The organism is Streptomyces sp. f51 (genome assembly GCF_037940415.1).
Taxonomy (GTDB): domain Bacteria; phylum Actinomycetota; class Actinomycetes; order Streptomycetales; family Streptomycetaceae; genus Streptomyces.
Window position 1 is genome coordinate 1,821,469 of sequence record NZ_CP149798.1, and the last position, 15,642, is coordinate 1,837,110.

A 15,642-nucleotide genomic window follows, 5' to 3' on the forward strand; every position below is an offset into this window, starting at 1 on the left:
TCCCCTCCGTGTCGGTACTCCCCCTGGTCTTCACCAGCGGCTGGGCCAGCGGCATCAACGCGTACGCGGTGGTGCTGCTCCTCGGCGTGTTCGGCGCCACCGGGCTCAGCGACGAGGTCCCGCAGGCCCTGCAACGCCCTGAGATCCTGGTCACAGTCGGTGTCCTCTTCCTCTGCGAGGCGGTCGCCGACAAGATCCCGTACGTCGACTCGGTGTGGGACTCGGTGCACACCGTGATCCGGCCGGCGGCGGGTGCCTGGGTCGGGGCGCTGCTCGCCGGACAGAGCGGGTCGGTCTCGGATCTGACGGCGGCCGTGCTCGGCGGTTCGACCGCCCTGGCGAGCCACGCGGTCAAGGCCGGGACCCGGATGGCGGTCAACACCTCGCCCGAGCCCTTCAGCAACATCGTGATGAGCACCGCCGAGGATCTCGGGGTCGCGGGGATCGTCACGCTGGCGATCTTCCACCCCTGGGCCGCGGCGAGCGTCGCCGGTGTCCTGCTGTGCACGGGGCTCGCGGTGCTCTTCTTCCTCGTCTCGCGCATCAGAGGCTTCCTGCGCCGCCGGGCGCGGCGCCGCGAGGAGCGGCGGACGGGCACGACGGTGGGGCGGCCACCCGGCCGGGCGCCGTGGGCGGACGGCGGCTGACCGGACCGCCGGCGGAGCGGGCCTCGGCCGACCGGACTGTCGGTGGGGGCCGATAAAGTCGCGGGCATGGGACGGATCGTGGTGATCGGCGCCGGAATGGGCGCGATGGCGACCGCCGCCCGGCTGGCCGTCGCGGGCCACCGGGTGGTGGTGTTCGAGCGGACGGAGACGTACGGCGGGGCGGTGCGCCGCTTCGAGCGGGACGGCTTCGCCTTCGACACGGGCCCGGGCCTGCTCCCGGTGCCCGCGGTGTACCGCGATCTGTTCGTCAAGACCGGGAAGCGGCCGCTGGAGGAGTGCGTCGAGCTGGTGCAGGTCGACCCTGCCGGCGCCCATGTCTTCGCGGACGGCACCCGGGTGTCGCTGCCGAACGCCTCGCGCGCGGGTGTGGTCTCCGCGCTGGACGAGGCACTCGGTGACGGTGCGGGCGCCCGGTGGGGCGACTTCCTGGTGCGGGCCAGGGACGCGTGGGACCGTGCGCGCCGGCCGCTCCTGGAGGAGCCGCTGTGGCCCGACTGGGCGGTGCTGGCCGAGCGCGATCCCTACCCCTCGGTGCCGCACAAGAAGCTGCTGCGCACCCGCAGGGCCGGAACCCTGGCCGAGGTAGCCGCCTGGGAACTGCGCGACGCTCGCCTGAGGGCGCTCCTGGAGAGCCACGCCCTGGCGTACGGGCTCGACCCGCGCACCACCCCGGCGAGCGCCGCCGTGCTGCCGTACATGGACCACGCCTTCGGCACCTGGTACGTGCGCGGCGGCATCCGGGAGCTGGCGCGTGCGGTGTTCGAGCGGTGCCTGGAGCGCAGGGTCGAGTTCCGGTTCGGCACCCCGGTCGCACGGATCGTGGAGAAGGACGGCCGGGCCGCCGGTGTGGAGCTCTCGGCGGACGGCGCGTTCGAGGAGGCCGACCTCGTGGTCGCGGGCGTGGCGCCCGAGGGGCTCCTCGCCGGGGCCGGGCTGCGGGGGCCCGACGAGGTGCCGCCGCGGTCCGGCGCGGCCAGCCGGCTGACGCTGCTGCTCGCGCTGCGCGGCGCGCGGCCCGCCGGCACGGCGCACCGGACGGTGGTCCACTCGGCGGACCGCGAGGAGGAGCTGGACCGGCTCTTCGGCGAGCGCCCCGGGGTGCCCGCGGCGCCGACCGTCGTGGTGACGCGTCCCGGCGACCCCGCGCTCGTACCGGACGCGGAGCACGAGGCCGTGACGCTGACCGTCACGGTGCCGTCCGGCGCGCGGGTGTCGGGCAAGGACGTGGAGCGGGTTCTCGAGGCCGCCGGGCGGGCCGTGCCCGGTCTGGGCGACCGGCTTCTGTGGCACGAGGTCCGTACCCCCGCCGACATCGCGGAGGAGACCGGCGCGCGGGACGGCGCGGTTCCCGCTCCCGCGCTCGCGGCGGCGGAGGGCCGGCTGCTGCACCCGTCGAACACCACGCGGATACCGGGGCTCTTCGCGGCCGGGGGCTGGGCCCACCCCGGCGGCGGTCTGCCGCACGCGGGCATGTCGGGTGCGCTGGTGGCCGGGCTGATCGTGGAGGGACCGGACTTCCGGGGCTCGCAGTGACCGGCGCCGGGGGCCGGGGCGGCGCGGCGGGTCAGTAGCGGTACTGCTCGTCGTACCCGGCGTTTCCGTTGCTGTTGCCGTTGCCGTTGCCCTGGTACGGGTACTGCTGCTGCTCGGGCGGGAGTTCGCCGCCGTACTCGTCGGTGCGCTGCTGCGGCACCCAGACGCCGCCGGCCGGGGTCTCGCCGCCGTACGTGCCGGTGGCGTACTGCTGCTGGTCGTAGTTCTGCTGCTGCGCGTACTGCTGCTGGTCGCCGCCGTTGTAGGCGCTCTGGTCGTAGGTGGCGCCCGGGTACTGCTGCCCGGTGTACGGGTCCGTGTAGCCGGCGTACTGCTGCTGACCGTTGCCGTAGGCGTACTGCTGCTGGTCGTAGCCCGTGTAGCCGTCGTACCCGTAGGCCTGCTGGTTCTGCCCGGTCGCGTACGCCTGCTGGTTCTGGCCCGTCGCGTAGGCCTGCTGGTCCTGGGAGGCGGCGGCGCCCGCGTAGGACTGGTCGCCCGCCCCGGAGTACGCGGTGGTGTCGTAGACGCCGTAGGAGCCGGTGTCCTCGGGCAGGGGCTGCGGTTCGTACACCGAGGTCGACTCGGCGGCCGTGGCCTCGGCCGGCTCCGGGGGCGCGAAGCGGTCGGACGGGGCGGGCGCGGGCGTGAAGACGTCGTCCTCGTCGGCGATGTACGGGTCCTCGCGCCGGTAGGCGGCCACCTCGACCTCTTCGAGGTCCTGGCTGTCGTCGAGCTCGTCGGCCTCGTCCGGCTCGCCGCGGCGGCGCTTGCTGAGCTTGCCGGGCCTGTCCTCCGCGCCGGGGCCCTTGATGGCCCAGCCCTGCGCGAAGCCCTGGCGGAACGACAGCGTCACATACGTCTGGCCGACCGTGAAGGCGGCCGCGCCCAGGCCGATGACGGGAACCGAGTGCATCAGGACGCCGAGAACCACACCGAGGAAGCCGACGAAGGCGAGCAGCCGGAAGCGCAGTCGCGCCTTGTACTGCAACAGCACCTCGCCGAGCAGCCACAACGCGACGATGCCGAATGCCAGATAGAGGACCGTCAAGCCCATGTACGCCCCTCTCCCAGTGGCCGCTCCGCAGTGTGTCGTACGCGGGTGCGACCGGTCTAGGCCTGCTGCGGGTGATGCAGGCCCAGATTCTCGTAGATTTCCAGCGTCGCCGTGGAGTTGTTGAGCGTGATGAAGTGCAGTCCGGGGACTCCCTCGGTCAGCAGCCTCGCGCAGAACTCCGTCGCGAACTCGATCCCAATGGAGCGTACAGCCGCCGGATCGTCTTTGACTGTGAGGATCCGCTCTTTCAGGACGTCCGGGAACGAAGCATTCGAGAGTTTGGGCAGCCGTTCCAACATCTTCACACTTGTCACGGGCATGACCTCCGGGATGACCGGAGTCGCGCACCCCGCGGCGTCGACCCGGTCACGCAGACGGAGGTAGGACTCGGGCTGGAAGAACATCTGCGTGATCGCGTAGTCGGCGCCTGCACGGCACTTGTCGACGAAGTGCGAGACGTCCAGGTCCCACTCCGTGGAGCGGGGGTGCATCTCGGGGAAGGCGGCCACTCCGACACAGAAGTCGCCGGATTCCTTGATGAGGCGCACGAGTTCGGCCGCGTAGGTCAGGCCCTTGGGGTGCGGGACCCACTCCCCCATGGGGTCGCCGGGCGGGTCGCCGCGCACGGCGAGCATGTTGCGGATGCCCGCGTCCGCGTACTGCCCGATGATGTTGCGCAGCTCGGCGATGGAGTGGTTGACCGCGGTGAGGTGCGCGACCGGGGTGAGGGTGGTGTCGAGGACGATCTGCTCGGTCTCCTTGACCGTGCCGGCCCGCGTCGAGCCGCCGGCTCCGTAGGTCACGGAGACGAAGTCGGGGGCCACCGCCTCGACCCGCCGCAGCGCGTTCCACAGGTTCCGCTCACCCTTGGGGGTCTTCGGCGCGGAGAACTCGAAGGAATAGGTCTGTTTGCCGGTCGCGAGCATGTCGCGCACCGTGCGCGCACGATCAGTCCTGGTGGAAGCGGATCCGAGGGCCATACTGGCAGGTTAGCCAGAGGGCGTCGGTCACCCAACCGAACCGCTGACATTTGTCCGATCTGTCGAGTTCTTGTCCACCCCTCGGACAGCGGCCCCTCCGGGACGCCCGCGCGGGCTCCTTCGGCGCCGCTACGCCGTGCGCAGCCGCTTGGCGAACTCCGCCGCCGCCGCGCCCGGGTCGTCCGCCTCGGTGATCGCCCGGACGACGACGACCCGGCGGGCACCGGCTTCGAGCACCTCGTCCAGCCGGCCGAGGTCGATGCCGCCGATCGCGAACCAGGGACGGGCGGTGCCGAGGGCCGCCGTGTGGCGGACCAGGCCGAGTCCGGGCGCGTGCCGGCCGGGCTTGGTGGGGGTGGGCCAGCAGGGGCCGGTGCAGAAGTAGTCGACGCCGTCCTGGACGGCGGCCGCCTCGGCCTCGGCCCCGGAGTGCGTGGAGCGGCCGATGAGCACGTCGTCGCCGAGGATCGCGCGGGCCGCGGGGACCGGGAGGTCGCCCTGGCCCAGGTGGAGGACGTCGGCGCGGACGGCGTGGGCCACGTCCGCGCGGTCGTTGACCGCGAGGAGCTTGCCGTGCCGGGCGCAGGCGTCGGCGAGAACCCGGAGGTGCTCCAGTTCCTCGCCCGCCTCCATGCCCTTGTCGCGCATCTGCACGATGTCGACGCCGCCCGCGAGGACCGCGTCGAGGAACTCGGCGAGGTCGCCCTGGCGTCTGCGGGCGTCCGTGCACAGATAGACGCGGGCGTCGGCGAGGCGCTCCCGCGCGGTCGTGGCGGCGTTCTCGGGCATGCGTGGGTCCCCCGTTGTCGGTGCGCGGGGAGCGCGGCGGCCGGAATGGTCCCGCCGCCGTGCTCCCCGTGCCGGACGGTCTCGAACAGGTCAGACGGCGAGCGCCTGGGCGCGGCGCTTCACCTCCGTGCCGCGATTCTCGCTCAGCGCCTGCGCGGGGGTGCCGGGCAGGGTCGGGTCGGGGGTGAAGAGCCACTCGAGGGCCTCTTCGTCGGAGAAGCCGTCGTCCCTCAGGAGCGTCAGGGTGCCGGCCAGGCCCTTGACGACCTTCTGCTCGTCCACGTCGATGAAGTCGGCGGGGACGTGCAGCGCGCGGTTCTCACCACGGCGTACGGCGATCAGCTGGCCTTCCTTGACCAGCTGCCGGACGCGTGTCACCTCGACGCCGAGCTGTTCGGCGATGTCGGGGAGGGTGAGCCAGGCGGGGACGAGAGCATCGATCTTTGCGTCAATCTCGGTCACGGGACAAGCGTGCCATCCCGGACCGACAGTCGGAAGCCGAGGGCGTCCGTACCGGGGTTCCCGGTCAGGCCGTGGCGCCCTTCAGCGGCCTCGCCGGGTCCGCGAGCAGCTCCGGGTCCATGACCGCGCCCGCCTCGATCAGCCGGCGGCCCTGGGCCAGATCCCTCGGACGGCCCACCGCCAGGAGGGCGACGAGCCGCGTCTCGCGGAGCCAGCACACCGACCAGGAGGCGCCCGAGGGGTCGCCGCGCCACACCAGGGTGTCGGCGGGCGCGTGGTGGCCGACGTACTGCACGAAACGGCCGAACTGCTCGGACCAGAAGTAGGGCACCGGGTCGTAGGCGGCGGGCGTCTCCCCGACGATGTTCAGGGCGACCGTGCGGGGGCCCTGGAGGGCGTTGTCCCAGTGGTGGACGAGCAGGCGTTCCTCGTAGCGCCCGGAGGGGAAGGACGCGCAGTCGCCGACCGCGTAGACGTCCGGCAGGGAGGTGCGCAGGTGGTCGTCGGCGACGATCTCCCGGTGGGCGCCGAGCTCGATCCCCGAGCCGGCGATCCAGGCGGTGGCGGGGCGCGCGCCGATACCGACCACGACGGCGTCCGCGGGCACCCGGGAGCCGTCGTCCAGGACCACCGCGCCCGGCTCGACGCGCTCCACGCGCGCGCGGGTGCGCAGCGAGGCCCCGCTGTCCGCGTACCAGGCGGCCATCGGGGCGGCGACCTCGGCCGGCAGCGCCCCGGCGAGCGGCCGGTCGGCGGCCTCGACGACGGTGACCGCGCAGCCCGCCTCGCGCGCCGCCGTGGCGAACTCGGCGCCGATCCAGCCCGCGCCGACCACCACGATGTCGTGCTGCCGGGCGAGGACGGGACGCAGCCGGTCGGCGTCGTCCAGGGTGCGCAGCAGATGCACCCCGGGCACGCCCTCGGCGCCGGGGAGCCGGATCGGCTCGGCCCCGGTGGCGACGACCAGGACGTCGTACGGGACGGGTCCCGCGTCGGTGTCCAGTTCGTGCTCGCCGGGGCGCACGCCGAGTGCCTCGCTGCCGAGCCTGAGGTCGATGTCCAGGGACTCGAAGTCGACGTCGAACGCGGAGCCCTCGGCCTTGCCGAGCAGGACGGCCTTGGAGAGCGGCGGCCTGTCGTAGGGCTGATGCGGCTCCGCGCCGATCAGTGTGACCGTGCCCGTGAAGCCCTGTTCGCGCAGGGCGACCGCGGTCTGCACCCCGGCCATGCCCGCGCCCACCACGACGACCCGCCGTGCCGCGGCGCTCCGCGGCGGGGACTGTGCCTGCGTCTGATCGCTCACCCGATCACCATAGACACGTGACGATCCGTCAGTCAGCGGACGTGCTCGGTGACCTGTTCCACACGACCGGTCCCGGCGGCCGCGCCACGGGCGGAGGCTCCCTTACCGGCACGGACGGGGGCGGGCTAGGGTGGCCGACGTAAAGCACTCGCGGGAGCCCGGACGGACCGGGCTGAGAGGGAGGCTGGGCGGCCTCCGACCGTACGAACCTGATCCGGGTCATGCCGGCGAAGGGAGGGGCTGGACGCCCATGCCGTCTGCACGTACGTCGGACGTCCTCGTCGTCGGGGGCGGGATCATCGGCCTGGTGACGGCCTGGCGGGCCGCGCAGCGCGGGCTCGCCACCGCGCTCGTGGACCCCGAGCCGGGCGGCGGGGCCGCCCGGGTCGCGGCCGGGATGCTGGCCGCCGTCACGGAGCTGCACTTCGGCGAGGAGACCCTGCTGGGCCTCAACCTCGCCTCGGCGCGCCGCTATCCGGACTTCGCCGCCGAGCTCACCGAGGCGACCGGCCGGGACCTCGGCTACCGCAGGTCGGGCACGCTGGCCGTGGCACTGGACGCCGACGACCGCGCCCATCTGCGGGAACTGCACGCGCTCCAGGTCCGCTCGGGGCTGGAGTCGGAATGGCTGAGCGGCCGTGAGTGCCGCCGTCTGGAGCCGATGCTCGCGCCCGGGGTGCGCGGGGGCCTGCGGGTGGACGGCGACCACCAGATCGACCCGCGCCGCCTCGCCGCCGCCCTGGTCACCGCGTGCGAGCGGGCCGGGGTGAGCGTGCACCGGACCTGGGCGGAGCGTCTGACCGTCGTACGGGACCGGGCCACCGGGGTCGTCACCGCCGAGGGCACCGAGCTCGGCGCGGACCGGGTGGTGCTCGCCGGGGGCAGCCTCAGCGGGCGTCTGGCGGGCGTGCCGGACGACGTCGTGCCGCCGGTGCGCCCGGTCAAGGGGCAGGTGCTGCGGCTGACCGTGCCCGGGCGCTACGCCCCGTTCCTCAGCCGGACCGTCCGGGCCGTGGTGCGCGGCAGCCACGTCTACCTGGTGCCGCGAGAGAACGGCGAGCTCGTGGTGGGCGCGACCAGCGAGGAACTGGGCTGGGACACCACGGTGACGGCCGGTGGCGTGTACGAGCTGCTGCGCGACGCGCACGAGCTGGTCCCCGGGATCACCGAGCTGCCGCTGACCGAGACCCGCGCGGGGCTGCGCCCGGGCTCGCCCGACAACGCGCCGCTGCTCGGCCCGAGCGCGCTGGAGGGACTCCTGCTGGCCACCGGCCACTACCGCAACGGCGTGCTGCTGACGCCGGTGACCGGTGACGTGATGGCCCATGTCCTGACCACCGGCGAACTCCCCGCCGAAGCCCACCCCTTCACCCCTCTGCGCTTCGGCGCCACGGCCCGCACGGAGCTGCCCGTATGAACATCGTCGTCAACGGGGAGAGCCGGCGGATCGCCGCGGGCACCGCTCTGGACGCGCTCGTCGCGACCCTCACCCCCTCGTCGTCCGGGGTGGCCGCCGCCCTGAACGAGACCGTCGTCCCGCGCGCGCGGTGGTCGTCCACCGCGCTCGCCGAGGGCGACCGCGTCGAAGTCCTCACCGCCGTCCAAGGAGGCTGACCCATGGCAGACGATCCCTTCGTCCTCGGCGGTACGGCCTACGCGTCCCGGCTGATCATGGGGACGGGCGGCGCGCCCAGCCTCGACGTGCTGGAGCGCTCCCTGGTCGCCTCGGGCACGCGGCTGACGACGGTCGCGATGCGGCGCGTGGACGCCTCCGTGCACGGTTCGGTGCTCTCGGTGCTGGACCGGCTGGACATCCGGGTCCTGCCGAACACGGCCGGCTGCTACACCGCGGGCGAGGCCGTGCTGACCGCCCGGCTGGCGCGCGAGGCGCTGGGCACCGATCTGGTCAAGCTGGAGGTCATCGCCGACGAGCGCACCCTGCTGCCCGACCCGATCGAGCTGCTCGACGCGGCGGAGACACTGGTGGACGACGGCTTCACCGTGCTGCCGTACACGAACGACGACCCGGTGCTCGCGCGGAAGCTGGAGGACGTGGGCTGTGCGGCGATCATGCCGCTCGGCTCGCCCATCGGGTCCGGGCTCGGGATCCGCAACCCGCACAACTTCGAGCTGATCGTCGAGCACGCGCGCGTGCCGGTGATCCTGGACGCGGGAGCGGGTACGGCGTCGGACGCCGCGCTGGCGATGGAGCTGGGGTGCGCGGGGGTGATGCTCGCCTCGGCGGTGACGCGGGCGCAGGAGCCGGTGCTGATGGCGGAGGCCATGCGGCATGCGGTGGAGGCGGGGCGGCTGGCGCGGCGGGCGGGGCGCATCCCCAGGCGGCACTTCGCCACGGCGTCCTCCCCCGTGGAGGGCATGGCGGCACTGGATCCGGAGCGCCCGGCGTTCTGACCTCACCGGGCGGACCGCGGCACTCCGATCGCCCGCGCCGGCTGAGCCGGGACGCTCCTGGCGCCCGCGCACCCGCCGTCGGTTTCCGGCCGGGCGGCGGCGCAGGTTGTCGTGTTGTGGCCTTGCGGTGACGGACGGGGCTTGATCGCACACATGTGCGACGAACGGATCTTCGTGCGGGCCGCGCTCGTCACAGCTCGGATGCAGTCGGGCCCCCGAATCGCCCGAACGGGGCGCCGTGACAGTGGCGGCTCGTAGACTCACCTGCGTGGATACGACCCTTCAGGACCCGCTTGTCGGACACGTGCTCGACGGCCGGTATCGCGTCGAGGCACGGATCGCGGTGGGCGGCATGGCCACGGTCTACAGGGCCTTGGACACCCGCCTCGACCGTGTGCTCGCACTCAAGGTGATGCACCCGACGCTCGCCGCCGACGCCACGTTCGTCGAGCGGTTCATCCGCGAGGCCAAGTCGGTGGCACGGCTGGCGCACCCGAACGTGGTGCAGGTCTTCGACCAGGGGGCGGACGGGTCGTACGTCTACCTGGCCATGGAGTACATCGCCGGGTGCACCCTGCGCGACGTGCTGCGCGAGCGCGGCGCCCTCCAGCCGCGGGCCGCGCTCGACATCCTGGAGCCGGTGCTCGCGGCGCTCGGCGCGGCCCACCGCGCCGGGTTCGTGCACCGTGACATGAAGCCGGAGAACGTCCTCATAGGGGACGACGGCCGGGTCAAGGTCGCGGACTTCGGCCTGGTGCGCGCCGTGGACACGGTGACCAGCACGACAGGCACCGTCCTCGGCACCGTGTCGTACCTCGCCCCCGAGCAGATCGAGCACGGCACCGCCGACACCCGCGTCGACGTCTACGCCTGCGGAGTCGTCCTCTACGAGATGCTCACCGGCGCCAAGCCGCACACCGCGGACTCCGCCGCGCAGGTTCTCTACCAGCACCTCCACGAGGACGTACCGCCGCCTTCGGCCATCGTGCCCGGTCTGGCGTACGCGCTGGACGAGCTGGTCACCGCGGCCACGGCCCGCAACCCCGAGCTCCGCCCCACCGACGCGGTGGCGCTGCTCGGCCAGGTCCTCGAAGCACGGGCGGGTCTCACCGCCGAGCAGCTCGACGCGGTTCCGCCGGGCGCCCTGTCCGTGGGCCACGACAACGCCGACGACCGTACGAGCGTGATCCCGCGCTCGCTGTCCGTCCCCCGGCTGCTGCCGGTGAACGAGGACGACGGCTCCGTCGACCGGACCAGCCGGTTCGAGCAGAGCAGCCCGTTCACCACCGCGCCGGTCATGCCCACGCGGCCTCCGGGCGCCCGGCCGCGGCGCGGGATGCTGCTGGTCGTCGCCGCGATCGTGCTGGTCCTCGGCCTCGGCGCCGGTGTCTGGTACATCAACTCGGGCCAGTTCACGAAGGTCCCGCCCGTCCTGGCCAAGACGGAGCAGCAGGCAAGGAAGCAGCTCCAGGGCGCCGGGCTCGACGTCAAGCGGGTCAAGCACGCCTACAGCGACACCGTGAAGCGGGGCACGGTCATCAGCACCGACCCCGGTGTCGGCCAGCGGATCCGCGACAACGACTCCGTGACGCTGACCGTCTCCGACGGCCCCCGGACGGTGAAGGTGCCGGATCTGAAGGGCTTCGCGCTGTTCAAGGCGAAGGACGTGCTCAAGGGCGACGGGCTCGCCCCGGGCATGGTCACGCGCGACTTCAGCCAGGACGTGCCGAGGGGTTTCGTGATCGGTACGGATCCGGCCGCGGGCACCGAGCGGCACTCGGGATCGGCGATCGCGATCGTGGTGAGCAAGGGCGCCCCCGTGGAGCTGCCCGACGTGACCGGCACCTCGGTCGAGGACGCCACCACGCAGCTGGAGAGCGCGGGCCTGAAGGTGAAGATCGCCACGGAGCGCGTCAACTCGGAGTTCGACAAGGGCCAGGTCGCCCGGCAGACGCCGGACGCCGGAGCCCGTGCCGCCACGGGCGACACGGTGACGCTGACGCTCTCCAAGGGCCCCGAGATGGTCGAGGTCCCGGACGTCGTGGGCGACAGCGTGGACGACGCCAAGAAGGCGCTGACGGACGCCGGGTTCCAGGTCGAGGAGGACCGCGGGCTGCTCGGCCTCTTCGGCGACACGGTCAAGAAGCAGTCCGTGCACGCCGGCGACACGGCGCCCAAGGGCTCGACGATCACGATCCAGATCCGCTGAGCGCGGCCTCCGGGCCGCGGGGGCGGACGGCCTCCGGGCCGCGGGGGCGGACGGCCTCCGGCCGGGCGGCCGCCCGGTGGCCGCTGCCCCGCGAGTCCGGCGGACCGGTCCGCCCGCGGGGTGCCCGGCGGCGCGTGACACCCTGGCGGGTGTGACCAGCAAGCAGCTCCGCAACCCCGTCGGCGGCCATGTCCCCGTGGCCGGCGGCCTCAGCTCCGTGGGCCTGGCCTACGCCCGCGACCTCGCGGCCGAGACCGTGCAGGTCTTCGTCGCCAACCCGCGCGGCTGGGCGACCCCCGCCGGGAACCCCGAGCAGGACGAGGACTTCCGCACCGCGTGCGCCGCCGGGTCGATCCCCGCGTACGTCCACGCCCCGTATCTGATCAACTTCGGCTCGCACACCGAGGCGACGGCCGAGAAGTCGGTGGAGTCGCTGCGGCACTCGCTGCGGCGCGGGCGGGAGATCGGCGCCCTCGGGGTGGTCGTGCACACCGGGAGCGCGACCGGCGGCCGGGAGCGCTCCGTCGCCCTGAAGCAGGTGCGCGACCGGCTGCTGCCGCTGCTGGAGGAACTGACCCACGACGACGACCCGTTCCTCCTGCTGGAGTCGACGGCCGGCCAGGGCGCCTCCCTGTGCTCGCGCACCTGGGACTTCGGGCCCTACTTCGAGGCCCTGGACTCCCATCCCAAGCTGGGCGTCTGTCTCGACACCTGTCACATCTTCGCGGCGGGCCACGACCTGACAGGACCGAGCGGCATGCACCAGACCCTCGATCTGCTGGTCGACACCGTCGGCGAGGGACGGCTGAAGCTGATCCACGCCAACGACTCCAAGGATGTGGTCGGCGCGCACAAGGACCGCCACGAGAACATCGGCTCGGGCCACATAGGCGAGGACCCGTTCCGCGCCCTGATGACGCATCCCGCGACGGCGGGTGTCCCGCTGATCATCGAGACGCCCGGCGGGAAAGAGGGCCACGCGGCCGACGTGGAGCGGCTGAAGAAGCTGCGCGACGGCTGAGCCCGGGGCGGAAGCCGCGCGACGGCGGAGCCGGGGGCCGCGGGCGGGCTCAGAGTTCGGGGCCGTCCCCGGGTTCCTCCTGGTAGGAGTAGCGCTGCTCGCGCCAGGGGTCACCCACGTTGTGGTAGCCGCGCTCCTCCCAGAAGCCGCGGCGGTCGGCGGTCATGTACTCGACGCCGCGCACCCACTTGGGGCCCTTCCACGCGTACAGATGCGGGACGACCAGGCGCAGCGGGAACCCGTGCTCCGCCGTCAGCAGCTCGCCGTCCTTGTGGGTGGCGAAGATGGTGCGCTCGGAGGCGAAGTCCGCGAGGCGCAGGTTGGAGCTGAACCCGTACTCGGCCCAGACCATCACATGGGTGACGGCCGGCGAGGGCGGTGCTGTCTCCAGGATCGCCCGGGCGGGCACGCCACCCCATTCGGCCCCGAGCATGCTGAACTTCGTGACGCAGTGCAGATCGGCCACGACGGAGGCGTACGGGAGGGCGGTGAACTCCTCGTGGGTCCAGCACTGCTTCCCGCCGTCCGCCGTGGCGCCGAAGACCCGGAACTCCCAGCGTTCGGGGCGGAACTTGGGGACGGGCCCGTAGTGCGTGACCGGCCAGCCGCGCTGGAGCCGCTGTCCCGGCGGAAGCTCCGACTGTGCCGTTCCTCCTGATTCGCGCTCCACCGGCTGACCCATGACTCCATCCTGACAGACCCGGAACAGTGCCCGTGACCAGCACAGGTCGGATCGGTGCAACTCGTAGTAAGCATGCACTTACTGGACGCTCCAGGACACCGGTGCAAAGATGCGGCGCAATCGGCCCAGTACCCCACTTGGAAGGAGCCTCTGCGATGCAGGGCGACCCCGAGGTCATCGAATTCCTCAACGAGCAGCTGACCGGTGAGCTGACCGCGATCAACCAGTACTTCCTGCACGCGAAGATGCAGGAGAACTTCGGCTGGACGAAGCTCGCGAAGTACACCCGGCACGAGTCGTTCGACGAGATGAAGCACGCGGAGGTGCTCACCGACCGCATCCTCTTCCTGGACGGGCTGCCGAACTACCAGCGGCTCTTCCACGTCCGGGTCGGCCAGACCGTCACCGAGATGTTCCAGGCCGACCGTCAGGTGGAGGTCGAGGCGATCGACCGCCTCAAGCGCGGGATCGAGGTGATGCGCGCGAAGGGCGACATCACGTCGGCCAACATCTTCGAGTCGATCCTCGAGGACGAGGAACACCACATCGACTATCTGGACACCCAGCTGGAACTGGTCGAGAAGCTCGGCGAGGCGCTCTACATCGCGCAGCTCGTCGAGCAGCCGGAGAGCTAGGCGGCCTCGCGGCGGTCCGCCTCGGGCTGCCCGAGGACCTGGGAGAGCACCGGCATGCCCTGGTCGGCCAGATCGCGGCGCGGGCACGAGCCCCTGCCCAGCAGTGCCTGGATCCGGCGCACGCACGAACCGCAGTCCGTGCCCGCCTTGGAGGCCGAGGCTATCTGCCGAGGAGTACAGGCGCCGTCGGCCGCGTGCTTCTTCACCTGCTGTTCGGTGATCCCGAAGCAGCTGCATACGTACACGCGGTTCACCTCCCGCCGGAATCGCTGGGTCGTGCCGTCCCGATGATCGGTGAGGCTAACCTAACCTTACCCGTCGCACAGGAACCGCAAAAGTGGCGTGGGGCGCAGATCGTATGTGATCCGCGCCCCACTTCAGGTGCCGGTAACAGGCCGGACGCCTGTTGATCTGCTACTGGTCGCGGTACATCTCGGCGACGAGGAAGGCCAGGTCAAGGGACTGGCTGCGGTTCAGACGCGGGTCGCAGGCCGTCTCGTAGCGCTGGTGCAGATCGTCGACGAAGATCTCGTCGCCGCCGCCCACGCACTCGGTGACGTCGTCACCGGTGAGCTCGACGTGGATGCCGCCCGGGTGCGTGCCCAGACCCTTGTGGACCTCGAAGAAGCCCTTGACCTCGTCGAGCACGTCGTCGAAGCGGCGGGTCTTGTGACCCGAGGCGGCCTCGAAGGTGTTGCCGTGCATCGGGTCGGTCACCCAGGCCACGGTCGCGCCGGAGGCGGTGACCTTCTCGACCAGCTCGGGCAGCTTGTCGCGGACCTTGTCCGCGCCCATGCGCACGATGAAGGTGAGGCGGCCCGGCTCGCGGTCCGGGTCGAGGCGCTCGATGTACTGGAGCGCCTCCTCGGCCGTCGTCGTCGGGCCGAGCTTGATCCCGACGGGGTTGCGGATCTTCGACGCGAACTCGATGTGCGCCCCGTCCAGCTGGCGGGTGCGCTCACCGATCCACACCATGTGGCCCGAGACGTCGTACAGGTCGCCGGTGCGCGAGTCGACGCGGGTCAGCGCCGACTCGTAGTCGAGGAGCAGCGCCTCGTGCGAGGCGTAGAACTCGACGGTCTTGAACTCCTCCGGGTCGGTGCCGCAGGCCCGCATGAAGTTCATCGCGTTGTCGATCTCACGCGCGAGCTGCTCGTAGCGCTGGCCGGACGGGGACGACTTCACGAAGTCCTGGTTCCAGGCGTGCACCTGGCGCAGGTCGGCGTAACCGCCGGTGGTGAAGGCGCGCACCAGGTTGAGCGTGGAGGCGGACGCGTTGTACATCCGCTTCAGGCGCTCGGGGTCCGGGATGCGGGACTTCTCGTCGAAGTCGAAGCCGTTGACCGAGTCACCCCGGTAGGTCGGCAGGGTCACGCCGTCGCGGGTCTCGGTGCCCTTGGAGCGGGGCTTGGAGTACTGGCCGGCGATACGGCCGACCTTCACCACCGGTACCGAGGCGGCGTACGTGAGGACGGCGCCCATCTGGAGCAGCGTCTTGAGCTTGTTGCGGATGTGGTCCGCCGACACGGCGTCGAAGGCCTCGGCGCAGTCGCCGCCCTGGAGAAGGAACGCCTCTCCCTTGGCGACGGACGCCATCCGGGCGCGCAGCTGGTCGCACTCGCCCGCGAAGACGAGCGGCGGATACGACTCGAGGTCCGCGATCACATCGCGCAGAGCCTCGGCATCGGGGTACTCGGGCTGCTGCGCCGCGGGCAGGTTTCGCCAGGTGTTGCCAGCGCTCGCGCTGGACTTAGCGTTCACGGTCACCCGGACAACACTACGGGGTCGTGTCGGGCGTCTTGTCCACATGCTCATCAAGTGAGACGAACCGCGCTCGATCGGTGACTCCCCGGGCGGCCGCGCGAACGGCCGCGGCGCCCGCCCGGGGAGG

At 72.2% G+C, this 15,642-nt stretch carries 16 protein-coding genes and 1 riboswitch; of the genes, 8 read left to right on the plus strand and 8 right to left on the minus strand.

Features of this window, described 5'->3' with window-relative positions; translation table 11 throughout:
* Window positions 1-8 precede the first annotated feature (8 nt).
* Window positions 9-647 carry a DUF4126 domain-containing protein gene (locus tag WJM95_RS08120; RefSeq protein WP_339128890.1) on the plus strand — a complete coding sequence of 213 codons (639 nt, stop codon included), beginning with the start codon at window positions 9-11 and terminating at the stop codon, window positions 645-647.
* A 66-nt stretch (window positions 648-713) separates the two neighbouring features.
* On the plus strand, window positions 714-2,201 hold the full coding sequence (locus WJM95_RS08125; RefSeq protein ID WP_339128891.1) for an NAD(P)/FAD-dependent oxidoreductase: 1,488 nt from the start codon (window positions 714-716) through the stop codon (window positions 2,199-2,201).
* Between the two features lie 31 nt (window positions 2,202-2,232).
* On the opposite strand, the gene WJM95_RS08130 is transcribed toward WJM95_RS08125, so the two are convergent.
* From WJM95_RS08130 to WJM95_RS08150, 5 genes are all read right to left on the minus strand, one after another.
* A complete protein-coding gene (locus WJM95_RS08130; protein ID WP_339128892.1) occupies window positions 2,233-3,258 on the minus strand; it encodes a hypothetical protein in 1,026 nt (341 codons plus the stop codon).
* Window positions 3,259-3,314: 56 nt separating this feature from the next.
* Window positions 3,315-4,238 (minus strand): methylenetetrahydrofolate reductase [NAD(P)H], encoded by a 924-nt coding sequence (metF, locus tag WJM95_RS08135; RefSeq protein ID WP_339128893.1) that lies wholly within the window; start codon window positions 4,236-4,238, stop codon window positions 3,315-3,317.
* A gap of 129 nt (window positions 4,239-4,367) precedes the next feature.
* Window positions 4,368-5,027, minus strand: coding sequence for a thiamine phosphate synthase (thiE, locus tag WJM95_RS08140; RefSeq protein ID WP_339128894.1), 660 nt, complete (start codon window positions 5,025-5,027; stop codon window positions 4,368-4,370).
* A 90-nt stretch (window positions 5,028-5,117) separates the two neighbouring features.
* A complete protein-coding gene (locus tag WJM95_RS08145; RefSeq protein ID WP_339128895.1) occupies window positions 5,118-5,489 on the minus strand; it encodes an Rv2175c family DNA-binding protein in 372 nt (123 codons plus the stop codon).
* A gap of 64 nt (window positions 5,490-5,553) precedes the next feature.
* On the minus strand, window positions 5,554-6,792 hold the full coding sequence (locus WJM95_RS08150) for an FAD-dependent oxidoreductase (protein WP_339128896.1): 1,239 nt from the start codon (window positions 6,790-6,792) through the stop codon (window positions 5,554-5,556).
* 140 nt (window positions 6,793-6,932) lie between these two features.
* A riboswitch (TPP riboswitch) is annotated at window positions 6,933-7,045 on the plus strand.
* Here WJM95_RS08150 and thiO point away from each other — a divergent pair.
* The 5 genes from thiO to WJM95_RS08175 all read left to right on the plus strand — a co-directional run bounded on the left by thiO (window position 7,043) and on the right by WJM95_RS08175 (window position 12,434).
* Complete coding sequence (gene thiO, locus WJM95_RS08155; RefSeq protein ID WP_339128897.1) at window positions 7,043-8,209, plus strand: glycine oxidase ThiO; 1,167 nt, start codon at window positions 7,043-7,045, stop codon at window positions 8,207-8,209. (Overlaps the previous riboswitch by 3 nt.)
* Window positions 8,206-8,406 (plus strand): sulfur carrier protein ThiS, encoded by a 201-nt coding sequence (thiS, locus tag WJM95_RS08160; RefSeq protein ID WP_339128898.1) that lies wholly within the window; start codon window positions 8,206-8,208, stop codon window positions 8,404-8,406. The genes thiO and thiS overlap by 4 nt, the downstream gene beginning before the upstream one ends.
* 3 nt (window positions 8,407-8,409) lie before the next feature.
* Complete coding sequence (locus tag WJM95_RS08165; RefSeq protein WP_339128899.1) at window positions 8,410-9,204, plus strand: thiazole synthase; 795 nt, start codon at window positions 8,410-8,412, stop codon at window positions 9,202-9,204.
* 268 nt (window positions 9,205-9,472) lie between these two features.
* Window positions 9,473-11,413, plus strand: coding sequence for a Stk1 family PASTA domain-containing Ser/Thr kinase (gene pknB / locus WJM95_RS08170; RefSeq protein ID WP_339128900.1), 1,941 nt, complete (start codon window positions 9,473-9,475; stop codon window positions 11,411-11,413).
* Between the two features lie 151 nt (window positions 11,414-11,564).
* On the plus strand, window positions 11,565-12,434 hold the full coding sequence (locus tag WJM95_RS08175) for a deoxyribonuclease IV (RefSeq protein WP_339128901.1): 870 nt from the start codon (window positions 11,565-11,567) through the stop codon (window positions 12,432-12,434).
* Between the two features lie 49 nt (window positions 12,435-12,483).
* Here WJM95_RS08175 and WJM95_RS08180 read toward each other — a convergent pair whose 3' ends face one another.
* The gene (locus WJM95_RS08180; protein WP_339128902.1) at window positions 12,484-13,116 is read right to left on the minus strand and encodes a sulfite oxidase-like oxidoreductase; all 633 of its coding nucleotides are present in this window, start codon (window positions 13,114-13,116) and stop codon (window positions 12,484-12,486) included.
* 155 nt (window positions 13,117-13,271) lie between these two features.
* Between WJM95_RS08180 and bfr the strand changes: the two genes are divergently transcribed.
* The gene (gene bfr / locus WJM95_RS08185; protein ID WP_266757830.1) at window positions 13,272-13,751 is read left to right on the plus strand and encodes a bacterioferritin; all 480 of its coding nucleotides are present in this window, start codon (window positions 13,272-13,274) and stop codon (window positions 13,749-13,751) included.
* On the opposite strand, the gene WJM95_RS08190 is transcribed toward bfr, so the two are convergent.
* Window positions 13,748-14,005: a (2Fe-2S)-binding protein gene (locus tag WJM95_RS08190; protein ID WP_339128903.1), complete on the minus strand. Its 258-nt coding sequence runs from the start codon at window positions 14,003-14,005 to the stop codon at window positions 13,748-13,750. The genes bfr and WJM95_RS08190 overlap by 4 nt on opposite strands.
* Before the next feature lie 160 nt (window positions 14,006-14,165).
* Window positions 14,166-15,518, minus strand: coding sequence for a 3-deoxy-7-phosphoheptulonate synthase class II (locus WJM95_RS08195; protein WP_339128904.1), 1,353 nt, complete (start codon window positions 15,516-15,518; stop codon window positions 14,166-14,168).
* Window positions 15,519-15,642 lie beyond the last annotated feature (124 nt).